Annotated in this window: 19 protein-coding genes and 1 pseudogene; 11 read left to right on the top strand and 9 right to left on the bottom strand. The window is 72.9% G+C overall.

The annotated features are described in order from the left end of the window. The first annotated feature begins 192 nt into the window (after positions 1–192). Together OJ254_RS15800 and OJ254_RS15795 are read left to right on the top strand one after the other, a co-directional pair. Positions 193–567, top strand: a complete 375-nt coding sequence (locus OJ254_RS15800; RefSeq protein ID WP_265362844.1) for a cupin domain-containing protein — start codon at positions 193–195, stop codon at positions 565–567. A gap of 51 nt (positions 568–618) precedes the next feature. Further along, positions 619–1,488 (top strand): class I SAM-dependent methyltransferase, encoded by an 870-nt coding sequence (locus OJ254_RS15795; RefSeq protein ID WP_265362843.1) that lies wholly within the window; start codon positions 619–621, stop codon positions 1,486–1,488. 127 nt (positions 1,489–1,615) lie between these two features. On the opposite strand, the pseudogene OJ254_RS15790 reads toward OJ254_RS15795, so the two are convergent. From OJ254_RS15790 to OJ254_RS15770, 5 genes and pseudogenes are all read right to left on the bottom strand, one after another. Then, positions 1,616–2,403 (bottom strand): annotated as a pseudogene (locus OJ254_RS15790) (sulfite exporter TauE/SafE family protein). A gap of 117 nt (positions 2,404–2,520) precedes the next feature. Continuing rightward, complete coding sequence (locus tag OJ254_RS15785; RefSeq protein ID WP_265362842.1) at positions 2,521–3,030, bottom strand: hypothetical protein; 510 nt, start codon at positions 3,028–3,030, stop codon at positions 2,521–2,523. Positions 3,031–3,164: 134 nt separating this feature from the next. Continuing rightward, positions 3,165–3,368, bottom strand: coding sequence for a hypothetical protein (locus OJ254_RS15780; RefSeq protein ID WP_265362841.1), 204 nt, complete (start codon positions 3,366–3,368; stop codon positions 3,165–3,167). 131 nt (positions 3,369–3,499) lie between these two features. Next, positions 3,500–4,831 carry a ferredoxin reductase family protein gene (locus tag OJ254_RS15775; protein ID WP_265362840.1) on the bottom strand — a complete coding sequence of 444 codons (1,332 nt, stop codon included), beginning with the start codon at positions 4,829–4,831 and terminating at the stop codon, positions 3,500–3,502. Positions 4,832–4,980: 149 nt separating this feature from the next. Next, entirely contained in the window at positions 4,981–5,379 is a 399-nt protein-coding gene (locus OJ254_RS15770) for a hypothetical protein (RefSeq protein WP_265362839.1), read from the bottom strand. 158 nt (positions 5,380–5,537) lie between these two features. Here OJ254_RS15770 and OJ254_RS15765 point away from each other — a divergent pair, with 158 nt between their 5' ends. The 4 genes from OJ254_RS15765 to OJ254_RS15750 all read left to right on the top strand — a co-directional run bounded on the left by OJ254_RS15765 (position 5,538) and on the right by OJ254_RS15750 (position 10,156). Next, positions 5,538–6,368, top strand: coding sequence for a helix-turn-helix domain-containing protein (locus OJ254_RS15765; RefSeq protein WP_265362838.1), 831 nt, complete (start codon positions 5,538–5,540; stop codon positions 6,366–6,368). Further along, on the top strand, positions 6,365–6,712 hold the full coding sequence (locus tag OJ254_RS15760) for a DUF397 domain-containing protein (protein ID WP_265362837.1): 348 nt from the start codon (positions 6,365–6,367) through the stop codon (positions 6,710–6,712). The genes OJ254_RS15765 and OJ254_RS15760 overlap by 4 nt, the downstream gene beginning before the upstream one ends. Positions 6,713–6,723: 11 nt before the next feature. Next, positions 6,724–7,914: a M20 metallopeptidase family protein gene (locus tag OJ254_RS15755; protein ID WP_265362836.1), complete on the top strand. Its 1,191-nt coding sequence runs from the start codon at positions 6,724–6,726 to the stop codon at positions 7,912–7,914. Between the two features lie 157 nt (positions 7,915–8,071). Next, entirely contained in the window at positions 8,072–10,156 is a 2,085-nt protein-coding gene (locus OJ254_RS15750) for a glycoside hydrolase (RefSeq protein ID WP_265362835.1), read from the top strand. Here the strand turns inward: OJ254_RS15750 and OJ254_RS15745 are convergent. Genes OJ254_RS15745 through OJ254_RS15735 form a run of 3 tightly spaced genes read right to left on the bottom strand, consistent with a single transcriptional unit; the run spans position 10,120 to position 12,675 of the window. Further along, positions 10,120–10,785, bottom strand: coding sequence for a LuxR C-terminal-related transcriptional regulator (locus tag OJ254_RS15745; RefSeq protein ID WP_265362834.1), 666 nt, complete (start codon positions 10,783–10,785; stop codon positions 10,120–10,122). The genes OJ254_RS15750 and OJ254_RS15745 overlap by 37 nt on opposite strands. A 40-nt stretch (positions 10,786–10,825) precedes the next feature. Next, positions 10,826–12,238, bottom strand: coding sequence for a sensor histidine kinase (locus tag OJ254_RS15740; RefSeq protein ID WP_265362833.1), 1,413 nt, complete (start codon positions 12,236–12,238; stop codon positions 10,826–10,828). Continuing rightward, positions 12,235–12,675 (bottom strand): hypothetical protein, encoded by a 441-nt coding sequence (locus OJ254_RS15735; protein ID WP_265362832.1) that lies wholly within the window; start codon positions 12,673–12,675, stop codon positions 12,235–12,237. Before OJ254_RS15735 ends, OJ254_RS15740 begins: the two co-directional genes overlap by 4 nt. A 159-nt stretch (positions 12,676–12,834) precedes the next feature. On the opposite strand from OJ254_RS15735, the gene nirB reads away from it, so the two are divergent. From nirB to OJ254_RS15710, 5 genes are all read left to right on the top strand, one after another. Further along, positions 12,835–15,486, top strand: a complete 2,652-nt coding sequence (nirB, locus tag OJ254_RS15730; protein WP_279350850.1) for a nitrite reductase large subunit NirB — start codon at positions 12,835–12,837, stop codon at positions 15,484–15,486. Positions 15,487–15,491: 5 nt separating this feature from the next. Beyond that, on the top strand, positions 15,492–15,917 hold the full coding sequence (nirD, locus tag OJ254_RS15725; RefSeq protein ID WP_265362831.1) for a nitrite reductase small subunit NirD: 426 nt from the start codon (positions 15,492–15,494) through the stop codon (positions 15,915–15,917). Between the two features lie 104 nt (positions 15,918–16,021). After that, positions 16,022–16,522 (top strand): SRPBCC family protein, encoded by a 501-nt coding sequence (locus tag OJ254_RS15720; protein WP_265362830.1) that lies wholly within the window; start codon positions 16,022–16,024, stop codon positions 16,520–16,522. A gap of 50 nt (positions 16,523–16,572) precedes the next feature. Continuing rightward, positions 16,573–16,887 (top strand): ArsR/SmtB family transcription factor, encoded by a 315-nt coding sequence (locus tag OJ254_RS15715; protein WP_265362829.1) that lies wholly within the window; start codon positions 16,573–16,575, stop codon positions 16,885–16,887. Between the two features lie 133 nt (positions 16,888–17,020). Beyond that, the gene (locus OJ254_RS15710; RefSeq protein WP_265362828.1) at positions 17,021–17,965 is read left to right on the top strand and encodes an oxidoreductase; all 945 of its coding nucleotides are present in this window, start codon (positions 17,021–17,023) and stop codon (positions 17,963–17,965) included. A 73-nt stretch (positions 17,966–18,038) separates the two neighbouring features. On the opposite strand, the gene OJ254_RS15705 is transcribed toward OJ254_RS15710, so the two are convergent. After that, a complete protein-coding gene (locus OJ254_RS15705; RefSeq protein ID WP_265362827.1) occupies positions 18,039–18,668 on the bottom strand; it encodes a hypothetical protein in 630 nt (209 codons plus the stop codon). Positions 18,669–18,752 lie beyond the last annotated feature (84 nt).

Genomic DNA, 18,752 nt, shown 5'->3' with positions numbered 1-18,752 from the left:
GGCACCCGGTGAGGGACGAACGGACGCTGCCCGCATCGTACGGACCGGGATGATCATCCCTCAGCTGACGGGCCGCCCCCCGCAGGGGCACGCACCCGGACGCAGGGGGCCGAATTCCCCGGTTGCATCCGCTGGTACAGCGGCAACGATGGAAGGGAGCCAGCCGCCGGCACGCAGCGAAAGGCCAGCACCATGGACGACCTCGACGCACTCACCCGCCAGCAGCTCGACGACGCCAGGGCCTCCGCGCACGGGCGCAGTGCCCATCTCTTCGTCCATGACGGTCCGCTGCGGCAGACCGTGATCGCGCTGATCGCCGGGGCCTCACTGGACGAGCACGGGGCGCCACCGGCGGCGAGCCTGCAGGTCCTCAAGGGGCGGGTCCGGCTGACCGGGCCGGGCAACGGCACCGAGCTGAAAGCCGGTCAGATCGCGGTGATCCCGCAGGAGCGGCACGGGCTGGAGGCCATCGAGGACTCGGCGGTACTGCTCACCTCCGTCACGGAGTTCAAGGGCGAGGACATCCGCGGCGCGGAGACGGTGGGGGCGGCGCGGGGAGGGCGATGAATGAGCGCAATTACCTTCACGTTTTTCTGAACCTTATGTAGCTTGTGGAGCATGACGAGTCCCAGGTCCAGTGACGGCCCCGCCGGGCGCAGCTCCCACGGCGGCGGGCCGGGCATCAAGGTGCGGCTGACCGGCGAGAAGGAGACCCTGCTCCCCACGCTCCACGCCCGCGCCGTCGACTGCCTCTCCCCCGACCCGATCCTCGGCGACACCATGGCCCTGGACGCCCTCCGCCGGATCGACTCCGACTTCGACGCGATGCGGCTGAGCGCCGGCGACGCCGTCACGGTGGCCCTGCGCGCCCGCCAGTTGGACCGCTGGACGGCACAGTTCCTGGAACGGCACGACGACGCGGTGGTGGTGCATCTGGGCTGCGGTCTCGACACCCGCGTCCACCGGCTGGCCCCGGGGCCCGGAGTGCGCTGGTTCGACGTCGACTTCCCCGAGGTCATCGACCTGCGCCGGGAGCTGTACCCGGCGCCGGCGGCCGACTACACGGCCGTCCCGTCGTCGGTGACCGATCCGGCGTGGGTCGCCCAGGTGCCCCCGGACCGGCCGACGATGATCGTCGCCGAGGGGCTGTTGATGTACCTCACCGAGGAGGACGCCACCGCGCTGCTGCGGCGGCTGATCGTCCACGCGCCGCACGGTGCGGCGGCCTTCGACGTCTTCGGCAGCGTCGCCATCCGTACGCAGCGGCTCAGCCGGGTGCTCCGGAAGGCCGGCGCGAGGGTGCACTGGGCCACCGACCGCGCGGGGATCGCCGCGCTGAGCCCCCGCCTGAGGATCGTCGAGGACGTCAGCGCACTGGAACTCCCGGGGATCGAGAAACTGCCGCCCGTCTCCCGGCTGGCCGCCCGGGCCGCGGCCAAGGTGCCCGGGATCCGGGACACGTGGCGGCTGTACCACTGCCGGTTCTGAGCCGCCCCGCCCTGCCCGGCGTCGTCCGCGGGCCCTCCTGGCGCCCTCGAACTCCCCGCGAGCGTCCTCGGACTCTCCTGGGGCGCCCTCGGACTCCCGGGGGCGCCCCCGAACTCTCCGGTCGTCCTCAGACCGCGATCCACTGGTCGTACGCCAGCTTGCACAACAGGGCGACGACCACGACCACCAGCACCCCGCGGACGAACCCGGCCCCGCGCTTGAGCGCCATCCGGGCACCCACCATGCCGCCCACGAGGTTGAACAGCGCCAGCAGCGCGCCGAGTTGCCACAGCACGGTGCCCTGGACGGCGAACATCGTCAGCGCGCCGACGTTGGTGCAGACGTTCACGACCTTGGCCGTGGCCGACGAGGTCACCAGGTCCATGTGCAGCATCGCGGCGAGCGCGATGACCAGGAACGCGCCGGTGCCCGGCCCGATCAGGCCGTCGTAGAAGCCGATGCCCAGACCGGCGACGAGGACCGCGGCGAGCACCCGCCGCCGGGAGACCGGGCCGGACGGCGCCGGGGCGGTCCCGAACGCCGGGCGGAACAGGACGAAGGCGAGCACCGCCAGCAGCACCGCCATGATCAGCGGGCGCAGCACCTCGCTGTTGATCCCGGCCGCGAAGAACGCCCCGCCCAGCGAGCCGGCCATCGCCGCCAGCCCGATCCGCAGCGCGGTCCGCAGATCGATCGGCGCCTTGCGCACGTAGGTGACCGCGGCGGCCGTCGTGCCCACGATGGCGGTGGACTTGTTGGTGCCGAGGACGTACGCGGCGGGCGTGTGCGGCAGGCCGACCAGCAGGGCCGGGAGCAGCAACAGCCCCCCCCGCCCACCACGGCGTCGATCCAGCCCGCCGCGAGCGCGGCCAGGCAGAGCAGGGTCAGGGCGAAGAGCGATATGTCAGCGGGCACCGGCTGATCTTAAGAAGCGGGCCGCGGACCGGGCTCCGCAATTACGGACGCGGTGACGAACGCCGCCGAACGGAGGGGCCGACGTCCACCGGAACAGAGGGGCCGACGTCCGCCGGGTCAGATGCAGCCGTCCAGGGTCGAGGTGCGGCCGTAGGGCAACTCGCGCCCGTCGATCGCGACGCCGGTCCCGGGCGGCAGCACGGGAGAGACCAGGGCCGGCAGAGCAAGGCCTTCCCAGTCGACGCTCACCTCGATGGCCTCGGGCGACTCTTCCGCGACCTCGTAGATGTCCTGCGGCAGAACATCCCAGATCGCGTCGTCGTCCATGCCGTCATACCGCCCACCGGGCTCCGGTGCGCCGCCGCTGGCCCCCAGGTCCGCTGCGGACCGCAGCGCCGTCAGCCCGGGGACCTTCACCGTCACGAACGGGTCCAGCTCCCTTTCCACCAGGAGCTCCCCGCCCCGGTAGACCCTGATCACGAAGGCGCCGCCGGCCGCCCACGAACCCGTACGCACGTAGTAGGCGACCGAAGCGTCGAGCTCTCCGAGGTCGCTGCACACCTCAAGGTGCTCCCAACCGCCGCCGCCCTGCCAGAAGGAACCCTCGAACACGTAGAAGCTGTACATGTCGTCCCACCCCGATGTGCCTGATGTCTCTCGATGTGTCCGGTGGCCGGCGATGCCCCGTACCCGGCGCTGACAGCCCTGCCCACAACTACCAGGTGGCACTTCCTGGAACGAGAACCTGACCGCGGCCGGGCTCACCTGGGCAGGGCCGCCTGCGGGTCCGGGACGCTGTGGCCGGCCGGTGCCCGGTCCGGGGCGGGCGGAGCCGCCGGGGAGACCGTCAGGGACAGCAGTGTGGCGCTCAGCGCACTCGCCCCGGCCAGACACGCCACCAGCTGGCGGCGGGCCCGTACGGTGGCGACGGGAACGGGGGCCGGTGCCGAGGCGGGGACAGGCACGGGGGCGGGGCCGGGAACGGCACGGGAGGCGCGGGGCGCACGACGCCTGCGTGGCTTGCGGTGCTTCGCCATGAACGACGGATCCTTCCAGCGGCCAACGGCCAACGGCCAGTGGTTCAAGTGGGCGGGGCTCAGAACGTGAAGTGCTCGGAGTGGATACGGGACGCGGGCACACCCGCCCGCTCCAGAGCGGTGATCGCGGCCCGCGCCATCCCGGGCGGGCCGCACAGATAGACGTCGTGCTCCGCCAGATCCGGCACGAGGTTGCGCAGCGCGCGCGGGGCCAGCGGATCGAAGGGCCCGTCGGACGGGCCGAGCAGATAGTGCAGGGCCGCCCCGCGCGCCGCGGCGATCCCCTCCAGCTCCTCGCGCAGCACCAACTGCGCGGCGCTGCCCGCCCGGTAGAGCAGCGTGAGATCGCCGGGCCCGCCCGGCAGGGTCTCGAACAGGGCCCGCATCGGCGTGATGCCGACGCCCCCGGCGAGCAGCAGCACCTTGCGGCGGGTCCGCCGGTGTGCCGTCAGCGCCCCGAACGGGCCGGTGGCCAGCACCCGTACGCCCGGCCGCAGCCGCCGGACCCGCCGCGTGTGGTCGCCGCACGCCTTGACCGTGATCCGCAGCGTGTCCTCGCGTACCGGCGCGGAGAGCGAGAACGGCAGCGCCGTCCGCCACAGCCGCCGGTCCAGGAACCGCCAGCGGAAGAACTGCCCCGGCTCGGCCCGCAATGCTTCCAGTCCGCGCCCCCGTATGACGACCGAGACCACCCCCGGCCCCTCGGTCCGCACCTCGGCGACCCGCAGATCGTGCCGGAGCGCCTGCCGTACGGGGACGACCAGCCGGTACCAGACCAGCAGGGTGCCGACGGTGGTGTGCGCCAGCGCCCACAGCCAGGCGGCGAACGGGCTGCCGGCCAGATCGGGCCCGGAGAGCTGGTGGCCGAAGGCGAGCGCGACGGCCACGTACGTCAGCAGATGGACCGCGCGCCAGGTCTCGTGCCGGACCCGGCGGCGGAGCGCAGCGGCCGAGGTGACCCCGACCCCGGCCAGCAGCCCCGTGCCCACCGCCGCGGCGGCCAGCCACGGGTAGCCGAGCAGGCCGCCGGCGGCGGCGAGCAGATCCGCACCGGTGTGGGCCGCGTAGCCGCACAGCGCGAAGAGGGCGTGGGTGCAGCACAGCCCGAGGACGTACCGGCCGCCGAGGGCGTGCCAGCGGGCCAGCCGGTCGGCACCCACCCCGTGCTCGACGGCCGGTACGCGCGCCATGAGCAGCAGCATCGCCAGCACGCCGTACGCCGCGAGCAGCCCGCTGAGGTGCGCGAGGGTGGCGAACAGCGCGTCGAGCCGCGCCGAGGGCTCCGCCTGCACGAGCCAGAGCCCGACGACCACGGCCGCACCACCCGCCAGCCCGGCCCGCAGGGCCCGCGGCGAGGTACGCAGCGGGGGCGCCGGTACGGGCGTCGGCACGGGCCTCGGCGTGGCCGGAGGTGCGGACGTCGGTACGGACGTCGATACGGGCCGGGGGGCCAGCCGCGAGTAGAGCGGATGGACGGGGGACGAGTGCGGGGCGCCGTCCCGGGCGCGAGGGTGGGTGGGGGTGCTCACAGGCCGACAAACTACGGCCGTTCGACACCGCGAAACACCAGGTCAGGCCCCAATTCCGGTTCCTTAAGGCAGCCTTGAGGACAGCCTGACCGTTGGTTAAGAACCAGCCGCTCACCCCGGCTTTCCGCGATCCGGTGCACCGCGTCGAGCGCCTCGGTCAGCTCGACCGTCAGCAACTGGAGCTCCCCGGTCGTCCAGCTCCGCCCGTCGAGCAGCCGCCGCGCCTCTTTGCGCAACTCGGCGGTGTAGCAGAGCTGCTCCGCCTCGATGTCGTCCGCGAGCCGGGAGATGAACCCGGTCCCGTCCCCGAGAACGAGGCAGGGCTTCCCTTCCGGGCTCGTCCACGGGAGGAGTCGGGGGGTGGAGGTGGAGGTGGAGGTGGTGGGGGAGGTGGGGGTGTCGTCCGTCATGAGCGGCCTCCTGGGGCTCCGTTATGAGGTAACCGGATGTAGCCATTCGGTCACCGTGGCAAAGCAACGGGCAATAGGATCGGATCACTTGACCGGCAGCACTCAAGCTCGCGACCTGCTGCGACGTCAGCACGCTCACATGACAAGAGGTCATAGCGTTGGACGAGACCACCTCACCCGAGAACTTGAACCCACTCCAGCGATTCGGACGGGATGTCCGCCAGGTGCGTCTGGCGCGCAAGCTCACGCAGAAGCATCTGGGCCATTCCATGGGCTATTCCGAGGCATACGTGTCCAAGGTCGAGTCCGGCACGCTGACGCCGAGGCCGAGCGAGAAGTTCGCCAGGGGCTGCGACCTCGCATTCGGAACGGGCGAGCTATTCGCAGGGATGCTCCGCAGGCTCGACGAAGGCGACCACCCAAGTTGGTTCGTCCCGTACCTCAACCTGGAGCGGAAGGCGTCGCGCATCCTGGACTACTCGGCGAACCTGGTGAAAGGCATTCTCCAGACGGAGGACTACGCACGCACCGTCTTTCGCACCTCCAATCCCCAGGCGACCGCGGAGGGTATCGAGGGCAAGGTTGCCGCGCGCATAGGGCGGCGTGAGGTGTTCGAGCAGGCTTCTCCTCCGCTTCTGTGGATCATCCTGCATGAGGCATGTCTGCGCACGGTCGTAGGAAGCGCCGCGATCATGACGGGACAACTGGAGTACCTGCTGACGTCAGCAGCGACGCCTCACATCAAGCTGCAGGTTCTGCCGTTCTCAGCCGGCGCCCCGGCTGCGCACGCGAAACCGTTCACTGTGCTGCGCTTCACGGACGCTCCAACGGTGCTCTACACAGAGACCCGGGTAGGAGGCAGGATGCATGACTCCGCACAAACGGTCGACGCCGCCCTAGATGACTATGATCTGCTCAGGGCGCATGCGTTATCCCCTGATCGATCACTAGCCCTGATCAAAAACCTCCTGAAGGAGTACCGCGCATGAGCCCCGAGTTGGATCTCGCAGCCGCCCAGTGGGTCAAGTCGTCCTACAGCGACGGCAGCGGCGGGGACTGCGTCGAGTTCACCCGAGACTTCGCATGGGTCAAGTCCTCCTACAGCGACGCCAACGGCGGCGACTGCGTCGAGTTCACCCGGGACTTCGCCTGGACCAAGTCGTCCTACAGCGACGGAGACCAGTGCATCGAGTTCAGCCGCACCCTCACCCACCCCCACGGCCTCGTCCCCGTCCGTGACAGCAAGGTCCCGGACGGCCCCGCGCTCGTCATCCCCGCCAGCGGCTGGACCGCGTTCATCTCAGCCGTCAAACAAGGGACGTTCGGCGCCTGAAAGGAGCCCCCGTGAACCTCCGCGACGACGCCCGGGCGCTGTCCGACGACCTCATCCAGCTCCGCCGTACGCTGCATCGCATCCCCGAGACCGGGCTCGATCTTCCCCGTACCCAGGAGACGGTGCTGGCCGCGCTCGACGGGCTGCCGTTGGAGGTCCGCACCGGCGACGGACTCAGCTCGGTGACGGCGGTGTTGCGCGGGGGCCGGCCCGGACCCACCGTACTGCTGCGCGGTGACATGGACGCCCTGCCGGTCGCCGAGCGCACCGGCCTGGACTTCGCCGCCGACAACGGCCGGATGCACGCCTGCGGCCACGACCTGCACACCACCATGCTCACCGGCGCCGCCAAGCTGCTCAGCGCGCACCGCGACCGGCTCGCGGGGAACGTCCTCTTCATGTTCCAGCCGGGCGAGGAGGGCTACGACGGGGCGCGGCACATGCTCGCCGAGGGGCTGCTGGACGCGACCGGGCAGCGGCCGGCCGCGGCGTACGCGATCCACGTGCTGTCGGCGGGGCTGCCCAGCGGCGTGTTCCGGACCCGCGGCGGTACGGCGATGGCCGCGTCCAACACGTTGCGGGTGACGGTGCGCGGTGAGGGCGGGCACGGGTCGATGCCGCACCGCGCGAAGGACCCGGTGCAGGCGGGCTGTGCGATGGTGACCGCGCTACAGGCGTGGATCACCCGTACCTTCGACGTCTTCGACCCGGTGATCCTCACGGTGGGCACGTTCCACGCCGGTACGAAGCAGAACGTCATCCCGGACACCGCGGTCTTCGAGGCGACGGTCCGCAGCTTCTCGGACGCGGCACAGGCCCGCGTCAAGGACGGCACCGTGGAGGTGTGCCGCGGCATCGCGGCGGCCTACGGGGTCGACGTGGACGCGGAGTTCCAGGAGGTCTACCCCGTCACCGTCAACGACCACACGGAGGCGGACTTCGCGGCGGGCGCGGTCCGCGAGGCGCTGGGCGAGGAGCGCTACGTACCGCAGGCGCAGCCCCTCCAGGGCTCGGAGGACTTCTCCCGCGTGCTCGCCGAGGTCCCCGGCGCCATGCTCTTCCTCGGCGCCCCGCCCCGCGGCGCCGACCCGGAACGCAGCCCCAACAACCACTCCCCGCTGGCCGAGTTCGACGACGCGGTACTGGCGGACGGCGCCACCCTCTACGCCGAGCTCGCGGCGCGACGCCTCGCTTCGGCCTGACACGGAACCCTGTACGGAGAGATCTCCCACGGGCGCGGGCCTCGGGGGTGGCGGAGGCGTCCGAGGAGGAGCGGGAGGCGGGCGACGGGGCAAGCGTTTCCCCGTAGTGGAGAGCGGTTCTTAGAAGCCTCTTAAGACCGCTCACTATCCAGTCCCCATGACTTCTTTCACGATCTCCGGGGACCCCAACTCCCCTTCGCGGGGCGCCCGTCGCAGGTCGCCGCGGGCCCGCCGGACCACTCGGGCGCTCGCCGCGTCCCTCGCGCTCGCCTCGGCCGCCCTCGGTCTGAGCGGATGTGACAGTGCCGCCGCCGGGACGCTGCGCGGGAGCAAGCTGGAGTTGCCCGTGGCCGGTGGTACCGCCGTCGTGGACACCGGGACGCTCGCGGTCAGTGCGCGGGCCGGGGACGGGCGGCGGATGGTGTGGTCCGAGGCGGCCGGGGGCGGGCTCGGGAAGCCGGGGCCGGTGACGCGTACGTCGGACGGGGCGCGCTGGAGCTATCCCGCGAAGGGGCTGACGGTGACGGCCGGGGTGGAGCACGGGCGGCTGCGGATCCGGCTGCGGTCGGAGCATGACGGGTCGGTCAGCTGGCCGGTGACCGGGACCGACCGGGCCGCCTCGTCCGTCCAACTGCCGCGCGGGGAAGGGCTGGACATCCCGGTGCGGGACGCGTTCTGGAACGCGGGGTCGGAGAAGGGCGGGCTGGCCGGGAGCAGCGTGGATGTGGGGGCGGAGCTGGCGTTGCCGTTGTGGGGGTATGCCCTGGACGGCTCCCGAGGGGCAGGCGGGAGTTCCGGCGGGCGGGGGCACGGGGTGAGTTATCTCGTGCCGACGGACATCGGGACGTCGTTGCGGTTCGCGTCCGTGGGTGGGCGGTTGCGGAGTACCGCCGTCCATGCGTTTGACGGCGGGGAAGGCACCCGGGAGTACGACGTGTCGTTCGCGCTCACCGACGGCGATCCGGTCGCGCCGGCGGCCGACTACCGGGCGTATCTCGCCCAGCACGGGCAGCTCGGCAGTCTGGGGCGGAAGATCCGGAAGAACCCGGCCAACGCCAGGCTGCTCGGGGCGTTCCACGCGTATGTGTGGGGGGAGGCGCGGACCGCCGCCGGGATCGACAAGCTCAAGCGGCTGGGGGTCGGGCGGATGTGGCTCGGATATGACTCGGGGCCCCACCCGATGGACGCCGCGGCGGTGCGGGCCGCCAAGAAGGCGGGCTATCTCGTCGGCCCGTACGACTCGTTCGCCAACGGGCAGGACCCGAAGACCGCCGACAGTCCCACCTCGGCGTGGCCGGACCGGGTGTATCCCGACTTCTGTATACGAAAGGCGGACGGCACCCCGGAGACCGGCTTCGGCGGCCGCGGCTGCTACCTGAGCTCGCGCGCCTTCGAGAAGGCCGAGCCGACGAAGCACTACCTCGCCGACCGTACGCGCACGATGACCGCCAACGGGGCGGACAGCTACTTCCTCGACGTCGACGCGACCGGGGAGGTCTTCCGGGACCACGCCGCGGGACACGAGATGACGAAGGCGGGCGACCGCGCCGCCCGGCTGGCCCGGATGCGGCGCCTGTCCCGGGACTTCGTGCTGGGCTCCGAGTCGGCCCAGCCGTGGGCCAACGAGGTGCTCGCGTACGACCACGGCTCGGGCACCCCGGTCGCCGACGGCCTGTGGAAGCTGGAGCGCGACAAGCCGACCTGGGGCGGCTACTTCCCGGAGAACGCGCCGAAGGCGTTCTTCAAGCCGGTGCGACTGCCGGCCGGCCTGGCGAAGGCGATGTACGACCCCGCGTACCGGGTGCCGCTGTACGAGACCGCGCTGCACGGCTCGCTGGTCAACGCCGAGCGCTGGGAGCTGTCGTACGAGAAGCTGCCGGCGCAGAAGACCACCCGGGCGCTGCTGGCCATGCTCTACAACACGCCGCTCAACTATGTCCTGGACGGGACCTCGCTGGCCGAGCACGGGAGTGAACTCGCCGCCTTGCAGCGGTACTTCGCGCCGTTGCACCGGGCCGCGGGGACCGAGCGGATGACGTCCTTCCGGTGGCTGACCGGCGACCGCACCGTCCAGCGCACGGTCTTCGGCGACGGCACCCTGACCGTCACCGCCAACTTCGGCCGCACCGCCCACGACGGGCTGCCCGGCGGCTGCGTCGACGCCAAGCTGCGCACCGACGCGCAGCCGCGCCGGCTGTGCCCGGCTCAGCTCACCCCGGCGGGGCCCGCGGCCTCCAAGTAGCGCAGTACCGCGAGCACCCGGCGGTGGTCCGTCTCCGAGGGCGGGAGGCCGAGCTTGGCGAAGACATGGGCGACATGCTTCTCGACCGCCCGCTCGGAGACGGTCAGGGCGGTGGCGATGGACTGGTTGGTGCGGCCCTGCGCCATCAGGGACAGCACCTCGTGCTCGCGCGGGGTGAGCGCGTCCAGCGCCCGCGACCGGCGGCTCGCGCCGAACAGCTGGGACACCACGTCCGGGTCCAGCGCGGTGCCGCCGGCCGCCACCCGTTCGAGGGCGGCCACGAACTCGCCGATGTCCATGACCCGTTCCTTGAGGAGGTAGCCGACGCCGGCGAAGCCCGCGCCGAACAGCCGGTCGGCGTAGGCGGTCTCCACGTACTGGGAGAAGATCAGCACGCCGGTACCGGGGTGGTCGCGGCGGAGCCGGACGGCCGCCCGCAGGCCCTCGTCCGTATGGCCGGGCGGCAGCCGGATGTCCACCACGGCGGCGTCCGGGCGGTGGGCGGCGACCGCCGCGAGCAGCGCCTCGGCGTCCGCCACGGCGGCCTCGACGGTCACCCCGCGCAGCTCCAGCAGCTGGACCAGGCCCTCGCGCAGGATCGCGGAGTCCTCGGCTATGACGATGCGCATGGGGTCCCCCGTCGGGTCGTCGTGTCTGCCCCGCCCGCCGTCATGTGGCTGCCCGGCCGGTTGCCGGGTACGGGAGGCGGACGGTGATCACCGTAGGGCCACCGGGCGGGCTGTCGCAGGTCAGCGTGCCGTCGACGGTACGGATCCGGCCCAGCAGCCCGGTCAGGCCGGTGCCCGCGCCGACCACCGCTCCGCCGTGCCCGTCGTCCCGTACGGTCAGCAGGAGGGCCCCCTCGGGGGCGGCGGCACCTTCCGGCCCCGGTCCCGCACCCGGCCCCGGCCCCGACCGCGGCCCCGCGGTCCGTGCGTCCACCGTCACCCGGGACGCGCCGCTGTGTTTGACGGCGTTGGCGAGGAGTTCGGCCGCGCAGAAGTAGGCGAGGGATTCCAGGGCCGGGGAGGGGCGCGGGCCGAGGGCGGTGTGCAGGGCGACCGGCAGCGGGGCGTCCGCGGTGAGGGTGGCCAGCGCGGTTTCCAGGCCCTGGTCGAGCGCGGGCGGATGGATGCCCCGGACGAGGTGGCGCAGATCGGTGACGGCCTGGGTGGCGTTGCTCCGGGCCGTCTCCACCACGGCGAGCAGCCGGTCCCGGTCGGCGTCCTGGGTGATCAGTTCGCGGATCAGGGTGAGGTGCATGCCCAGGCCGACGAGCCGGGCCTGGGTGCCGTCGTGGAGATCGCGTTCGATGCGGCGGAGGGTGGCCACGGCGTCGTCGACGGCGTGCGCGCGGGTCTCCTCCAGGGTGCGGATACGGGCCTCCGCGGCGCTCGGCCCCAGCAGGGCGCGCAGCAGCAGCCGGTGCGGGGCGCCCGCCCGGCGCACCAGCCAGGGCGCGAGCAGCACCAGCAGCGCCCCGGCGGCGACCACCACGGTCCAGCGCGGCCAGCTGTCGAACTCCACACCGTGGATCTGGAGCGACACCCGGCGCACCGAGCCGTCCGCGCCGTGCAGGGTGACGTAGTTCCAGCGGCGCAGCACGGGGTGGGCGAGCGCCAGCAGGCCGTAGACGTAGCCGACCAGGACGGCGAGCAGCGGGAGCAGGGCGGTGAACGGGGCGAGCAGCGCGGCGGCGACGGCCCGCCAGCCGGCCGGGTCGCCGAGCAGTGCGCGACGCCAGCCGAACGCCCCGCGCGCGACGCGCCGCCCCGCCGGTTCGATGTCCACGCCCAACAGGAGCCGCACGAGGGTCAGTTGGAGCCCGCCCAGGGCGAGGGCACCGCGTACGGTCAGCGCGAGCAGCCAGGGCCCGAGGGCCGTCCACGACAGCACCGCGCCCAGCGCCAGCCCGGCCGGTACCAGGACCAGTCCGCAGAGCGCGAGGGGCGCGGCGAGCAGGGCGTGGGCCACGGCGGCGAGGCCGCGGGGGCGGAAGGGCGCGGTGAGGACGGTGCGCAGGGTGCGGGCCCGGGGCGCGGGGCCCGTGGAGCCCGCGGCGCCCGTCAGGGTCGTACTCAACCGGAGTGCCGGGCGAGCCAGATCCCGCGGCCGGCGGCGGCCAGCACCAGCGCGGCCACCACCGGGCCGAAGGCCATCAGGACGACGCCCGCCCCGATGTTCGCGCCGATCGTCCCGGCGGTCAGCACCCGCCATCCCCAGCCGGCCAGCAGCCCGGCCGCCAGCAGCGGGGACAGCACCTGCCACCAGCGGCGGTCGAAGGCGTGGTGACAGGTGGCACGGGCCAGCGCCACCGCGCTCACCACCACGGCGGTCAGGGCCAGCACGCCCAGCGCGGTGTCCAGGCCGGGCGGCAGCTCCGGGGGCCGGACGAAATAGTCCAGCCGGGACGGCGGTACGCCCTGGTAGTCGTCCTGTCCCAGCAGCCCCCACACCGCGACCGGTAAGGCCACGGGCAGGACGGCGGCGGCCGCCGTAGGTGTCCCCGGTATCTTCATGCGCCCATGATGGCGGGCGGACCCCAGACCGGCATGAGTAGGGGTACTCACCGGGGCGCCCCGCCTCACACGCCCCCCACCGCCGCACTGAGGCAGGCGTTCCGCCCGGGAAACAGACCAGATGCCGGCGGGTAACAGCGGCACCGCACGCTGACGACCATGACCTCCACTCCATCGCTCCCGGACGCCGCACCGGCAACCTCACCGGACACCGCCCCCACCATCGCCCTGATAGGCCACGGCATGGTCGGCCAGCGCTTCCTGGAAGAGCTCGCCGACCGCGGTGTCACCGAACGGGCACGGGTGGTCGTCCTGTGCGAGGAGAGCCGACCGGCCTACGACCGGGTCCAGCTGACCTCGTACTTCGCCGGCCGCAGCGCCGACGATCTGAGCCTGACCGATCCGGACTTCCTCGCCCGGCACGGCATCGAACTGCTCCTCGGCGACCCGGCCACCGGCGTCGACCGGGCCGCCCGTACGGTCACCGCACGTTCGGGGCGGACCGTGCGCTACGACGCCCTGGTGCTGGCCACCGGGTCGTATCCGTTCGTCCCGCCGGTGCCCGGCAAGGACAGTGCGGGCTGCTTCGTCTACCGGACCCTCGACGACCTGCTGGCCATCGAGGAGTACGCCAAGAACGCGGGCACCGGCGTGGTGGTCGGCGGCGGACTGCTCGGCCTGGAGGCGGCCGGTGCGCTCAAGGGCCTCGGACTGCGCACCCACATCGTGGAGTTCGCGCCGCGGCTGATGGCGCTCCAGGTCGACGAGGGCGGCGGCCGCGCGCTGCGCCGTACCGTCGAGGAGATGGGCCTCACGGTCCACACCGGCGTCGGCGGCAAGGAGATCGTCGCGGACGAGGCCGGGGCGGTGACCGCCATGGGCCTGTCGGACGACTCCCGCATCGACACCGACCTGGTCGTCTTCTCGGCCGGCGTCCGCCCCCGCGACCAGCTCGCCCGGGACTGCGGGCTGCCCGTCGGGGAGCGCGGCGGCATCGTCATCGACGCGCAGTGCCGCACCGAGGACCCCGCCGTCTACGCCATCGGCGAGTGCGCGCTGGCCGTCGACGGCCGGGTCTACGGGCTGGTCGCGCCGGGCTACGACATGGCCCGGGTGGCGGCCGCGGACCTCGCCGAGCGGCTGTCCGAGCCGGCTGCCCTCACCGAGGGGACGACGGAGCCCGCCGAGGAGCGTCCCGGATTCACCGGCGCGGACCTGTCCACCAAGCTGAAGCTGCTCGGCGTGGACGTGGCCTCCTTCGGTGACGCGCACGGCGCCGCCGACGGCTGTCTCGACGTGGTCTACTCCGACGCCCGCAGCGGCGTCTACAAGAAGCTGGTGATCGGCGCCGACGGCGCGCTGCTGGGCGGGGTGCTGGTCGGCGACGCCGACGCGTACGGCACGCTGCGCCCGCTGACCGGCACGGTGCCCCCGGTGGCGCCCGAGCAGCTGGTGCTGCCGGCCGGTCTCGCGGAGGGCGGCGGCGCCGCGCTGGGCCCGGACGCGCTCCCCGGCGACGCGGTGATCTGTAGTTGCCACAACGTCACCAAGGACGCCATCCAGGCGTGCGCCACCCTTCCCGAGGTCAAGCAGTGCACCAAGGCCGGTACCGGCTGCGGCAGTTGCGTGAAGCTGATCGGCCAGCTGCTGCCGCAGTCCGAGGACCAGGGCCTGTGCGGCTGCTTCCCGCACACCCGTGCCGAGCTCTACGAGATCGTCCGGGTCCGCCGGATCACCTCGTACGGCGAACTGCTGGACGCGTACGGCCGGGAGGAGGCGCGCGGCGGCGAGGGCTGCGAGATCTGCAAGCCCGCGATCGGTTCCGTGCTGGCCTCCCTCGCGCCGGCGGTCGGGGCCGACGGCTACGTGCTGGGCGGTGAGCAGGCGGCGCTCCAGGACACCAACGACCACTTCCTCGCCAACCTCCAGCGGAACGGCTCCTATTCGATCGTGCCGCGGATCCCCGGCGGTGAGATCACCCCGGAGAAGCTCATCGTCATCGGCGAGGTGGCGCGCGACTTCGGCCTCTACACGAAGATCACCGGCGGCCAGCGGATCGACCTCTTCGGTGCCCGGGTCGACCAGTTGCCGGCCATCTGGGCGCGCCTGGTGGACGCCGGTTTCGAGTCGGGCCACGCGTACGGGAAGGCGCTGCGCACCGTGAAGTCGTGCGTCGGCGAGACCTGGTGCCGCTACGGCGTCCAGGACTCCGTCCGGATGGCGATCGATCTGGAGCTGCGCTACCGGGGGCTGCGCGCACCGCACAAGCTGAAGTCCGCGGTCTCCGGGTGCGCACGGGAGTGCGCGGAGGCCCGCGGCAAGGACTTCGGCGTGATCGCCACCGCCGGCGGCTGGAACCTCTACGTCGGCGGGAACGGCGGCGCCACCCCGCGCCACGCCGATCTGCTCGCCCAGGACCTGAGCGACGCCGAACTGATCCGGCTGATCGACCGCTTCCTGATGTTCTACATCCGCACCGCCGACCGCCTGGAGCGCACCTCCGCCTGGCTGGAGCGGATCGAGGGCGGCCTCGACCACGTACGCGACGTCGTCGTGCACGACTCCCTCGGGCTGTGCGACGAGCTGGAGGCGCTGATGGCCGCCCATGTCTCCCACTACCGCGACGAATGGGCCGAGACCCTCGCCGACCCCGAACGGCTGGGCCGCTTCGTCTCGTTCGTCAACGCGCCCGGCGCGCCGGACCCGTCCGTCCGCTTCGTCCCGGAGCGCGACCAGGTCAAGCCGGATCTGACGCTGCTGGCAGGACCGACCCTGCCCGTTCGCACTCTGGAAGGGACCTCTGCCCGATGAGCCTGATGACCACCACCGTTTCCCCTGAAGCGGTTGCCGCCTTCCCGGCAGCCACCACCGGTACCGCCCCCGGCACGTCCGAGGGCACGGCGACCGCCTTCGTCGAGGTCCGCGGCCCGGAGGGCGACTGGCTCCCGGTCTGCACACCGGACGACCTCACCCCGGGGCGCGGAGTGGCCGCCCTCCTCCCGGACGGCACACAGGCCGCGCTCTTCGCGGACCGGGCCGGCCGGCCGTACGCGATCGGCAACCGCGATCCGTTCACCGGCGCCCAGGTCCTCTCCCGGGGCCTGACCGGCAGCGTCGACGGCCGCCCGTTCGTGGCCTCGCCCCTGCTCAAGCAGCGCTTCGACCTGGAGTCGGGCGACTGCCTCGACGATCCGTCGGTGTCGGTCCCGGTGTACGGCGTGCGGGTACGGAGCAACGACTGACCGAGCCGTCGCGCAACCTCCTGGTTGCACCTCCCTCCGCTACGTGCAACCATTGGGTAGCACGTAGCGCAAGGGAGCACCGCCGGAACGCCAGGAGGCACCTCATGAGCACCCACAGCGACAGCACCGACGAGCGCGGCGACGACCGCGCGCGCAACCGCATCGAGCGGGAGATCAGCATCGCCGCGCCGGTCGAGCGGGTCTGGGCGGTCCTGACCGAGCCCGAGCACGTCGGCTCGTGGTTCGGCCAGGGCGAACCGACCCCGGTGGACCTCCGCCCGGGCGGGATCATGCACCTCGACCACGGCGCGTACGGCCAATTCCCGACCACCGTCGTCACCGTGGACCCGCCGCACCGCTTCTCGTACCGCTGGGCCAGCGCCCACCCGGGCGAAGTGGCCGTCGAGGGCAACTCCACCCTCGTCGAGTTCACCCTGACACCGGAGGGCGACGGCGGCACCCGCCTGCGGGTCGTGGAGACCGGCTTCGCCGAGATCGAGATCCCCGAGGACCGGATCAAGACCGCCGGGTACGACAGCCACTCCGAGGGCTGGACCGGCCAGATGGAGAACGTCCGGCAGTACGCGGAGCGGCTCGCGGCATGACGACGGACGGCAGGACGGCGGACGGCGGGACGGCGGGCGGGGAGCCACCCGTGGACGCCGCGACGGAGGTGTTCGCCGCGCTGGCCGACCCGACCCGCCGCCGGATACTCGACGCGCTCGCCGCGCACGGCGAGGCGACCGCCACGGTCCTGGCGGCGGAACTGCCGGTCAGCCGCCAGGCCATCGTCAAGCACCTCGGCATCCTGGACCGGGCCGGACTGGTCGTCGGCCACCGGGCGGGCCGGGAGGCGCGCTACCGGGTCGTACCGGAGCAACTCGGGATCACCGCCCGGTGGATGGACCGGCTGGCCGCCACCTGGGACACCCGCCTGGCGGCGATCAAGCGCCTGGCGGAGGGCGAGTGAGGCCGCTCGGCGGCGGCCCTCGGGCCCGCCGCCGAGCGCCGGGCTACTCGGGCGTAGGGTGGATGATCCGTCGGCTCGTCGGCCACTGGCCCAACGCCCCTCGGCCGCCGGCCCCGTAGGGAGGAGTGCAGGCGTGACCCGGTGGAACACCAGCCACATCCCCGACCAGACCGGCCGCTCGGCGGTGGTCACGGGCGCGAACAGCGGCATCGGCTACATCACCGCACGCGAACTGGCGCGCCGCGGCGCCCGCGTGGTGCTGGCCTGCCGCAGCGCCTCGCGCGGCAAGGCGGCCCTGGACCGGCTGCGCACCGAAATACCCGCCGCCGAGGCCGAGTTCCGGCCGCTCGACCTCGCCGACCTGTCCTCCGTACGGGACTTCGCGGCCACCCTCGACGGCTTCACCGGCGACCGCCTCGACCTGCTCGTCAACAACGCGGGCGTGATGGCACTGCCGTACCGCACCACCGCCGACGGCTTCGAGATGCAGTTCGGCACCAACCACCTCGGCCACTTCGCGCTCACCGGTCTGCTGCTGCCCCGGCTGCTGGCCACCCCGGGAGCCCGCATCGTGTCCGTCTCCAGCATGCTGCACGCCCTCGCGGACCTGGACTTCGAAGACCTCAACGGCGAGCGTTCCTACGGGCGTTGGACCGCCTACGGCCGTTCCAAGAGCGCCAATCTGCTCTTCGTCCACGAGCTGACCCGGCGGCTCGCGGCGGCCGGTTCGCCGCTCGTCGCGGCCGCCTCGCACCCCGGTTACGCGGCCACCAACCTGCAGACCGCGGGCGTCCGGATGGAGGGGCGCAGCTCGGCGGAACGGGTCATCGGGCTGGGCAACCGCCTGATCGCCCAGCCCGCGGAGGGCGGCGCGCTGGGCACCCTCTGCGCGGCCACCGCCCCGTACATGCGGCCGGATTCCTTCGTCGGCCCGCGCAACGGGCTGCGCGGCGCCCCGGCGCAGTCCTTCCGCGCCCCCTGGACGAAGAAGGACGCGAACGGCGCGCGGCTCTGGGCCGCCTCGGAGCAACTGACCGGCGTGCACTACGACTTCTCCGCGGCCCGCCCGTCCGGCTGAGCACTCCCTCCGGGAACCCACGCATCGGCCGTGTGGTGCTCACCCCGGGAACCCACACATCAGCCGTTGGCGCTCACTCCAGCCCGGACGCCTCGAACACCGCCCGCGCGCCGTCCTGATCGATCCGTTCCGCCAGCACCTGGAGCGTCGCGGCCCCGCAGCGCAGCAGTCCGCGCTCGCGGGAGCGGCGGACCCCCTGGTCGAGGCGGTGCCACAGCACGGGGTTGGCGCTGAGGACCTTGGGGTCCAGCTCGACCCGGCCGCCCCGGGCGTCGCGGAGCACCAGCCGCGGCGCCATGCCGTCGGTGCGCCGTACGACGACGAGTTGGTCGGTCTCGACCCGGTGCCCGCGCACCAGCCCACGGGACCGCAGCCAGCCGTCCCCGGCCGTCACCCGCGGCGGGAAGAGGACCGCGAACAGCACCAGTGCGACGGCCACCCAGCACCCGGCGCGCCAGGGCGTGAGGGTCCCGTTGGCGAGGTCGACCAGCAGCATGACCAGGAGCAGCCCGGCCGTGCAGCAGAGCGTGGCGCGCAGCTCCGGCAGCCAGGTCCGGTCGTGGACGGTCTCGTTGGCGGGCAGGGGCGGGGGGATCGCCGACCGGGCGACCGGCCGCCGCCACGCGACCCGTCGTCCGCCGTCCTCGCCTGCGCCGTCCCCGTCCCTCGTGAAGCCGGGCCCCAGGCCCCGTCGCCGTCCCATGCCTCGACGCTAGGGCGGCGCACCGTGGCCTCCCCAGGCATTTACAGGGCACTGATGCGGTCGCGCCGAACCTTGACGCGACGA

Origin of the sequence: Streptomyces endophytica (genome assembly GCF_026153355.1) — a bacterium.
Taxonomy (GTDB): Bacteria; Actinomycetota; Actinomycetes; order Streptomycetales; family Streptomycetaceae; genus Streptomyces; species Streptomyces endophytica.
The sequence above is the reverse complement of the archived record's forward strand: the minus strand, read 5'-3'. Positions and strand labels throughout refer to the sequence as shown.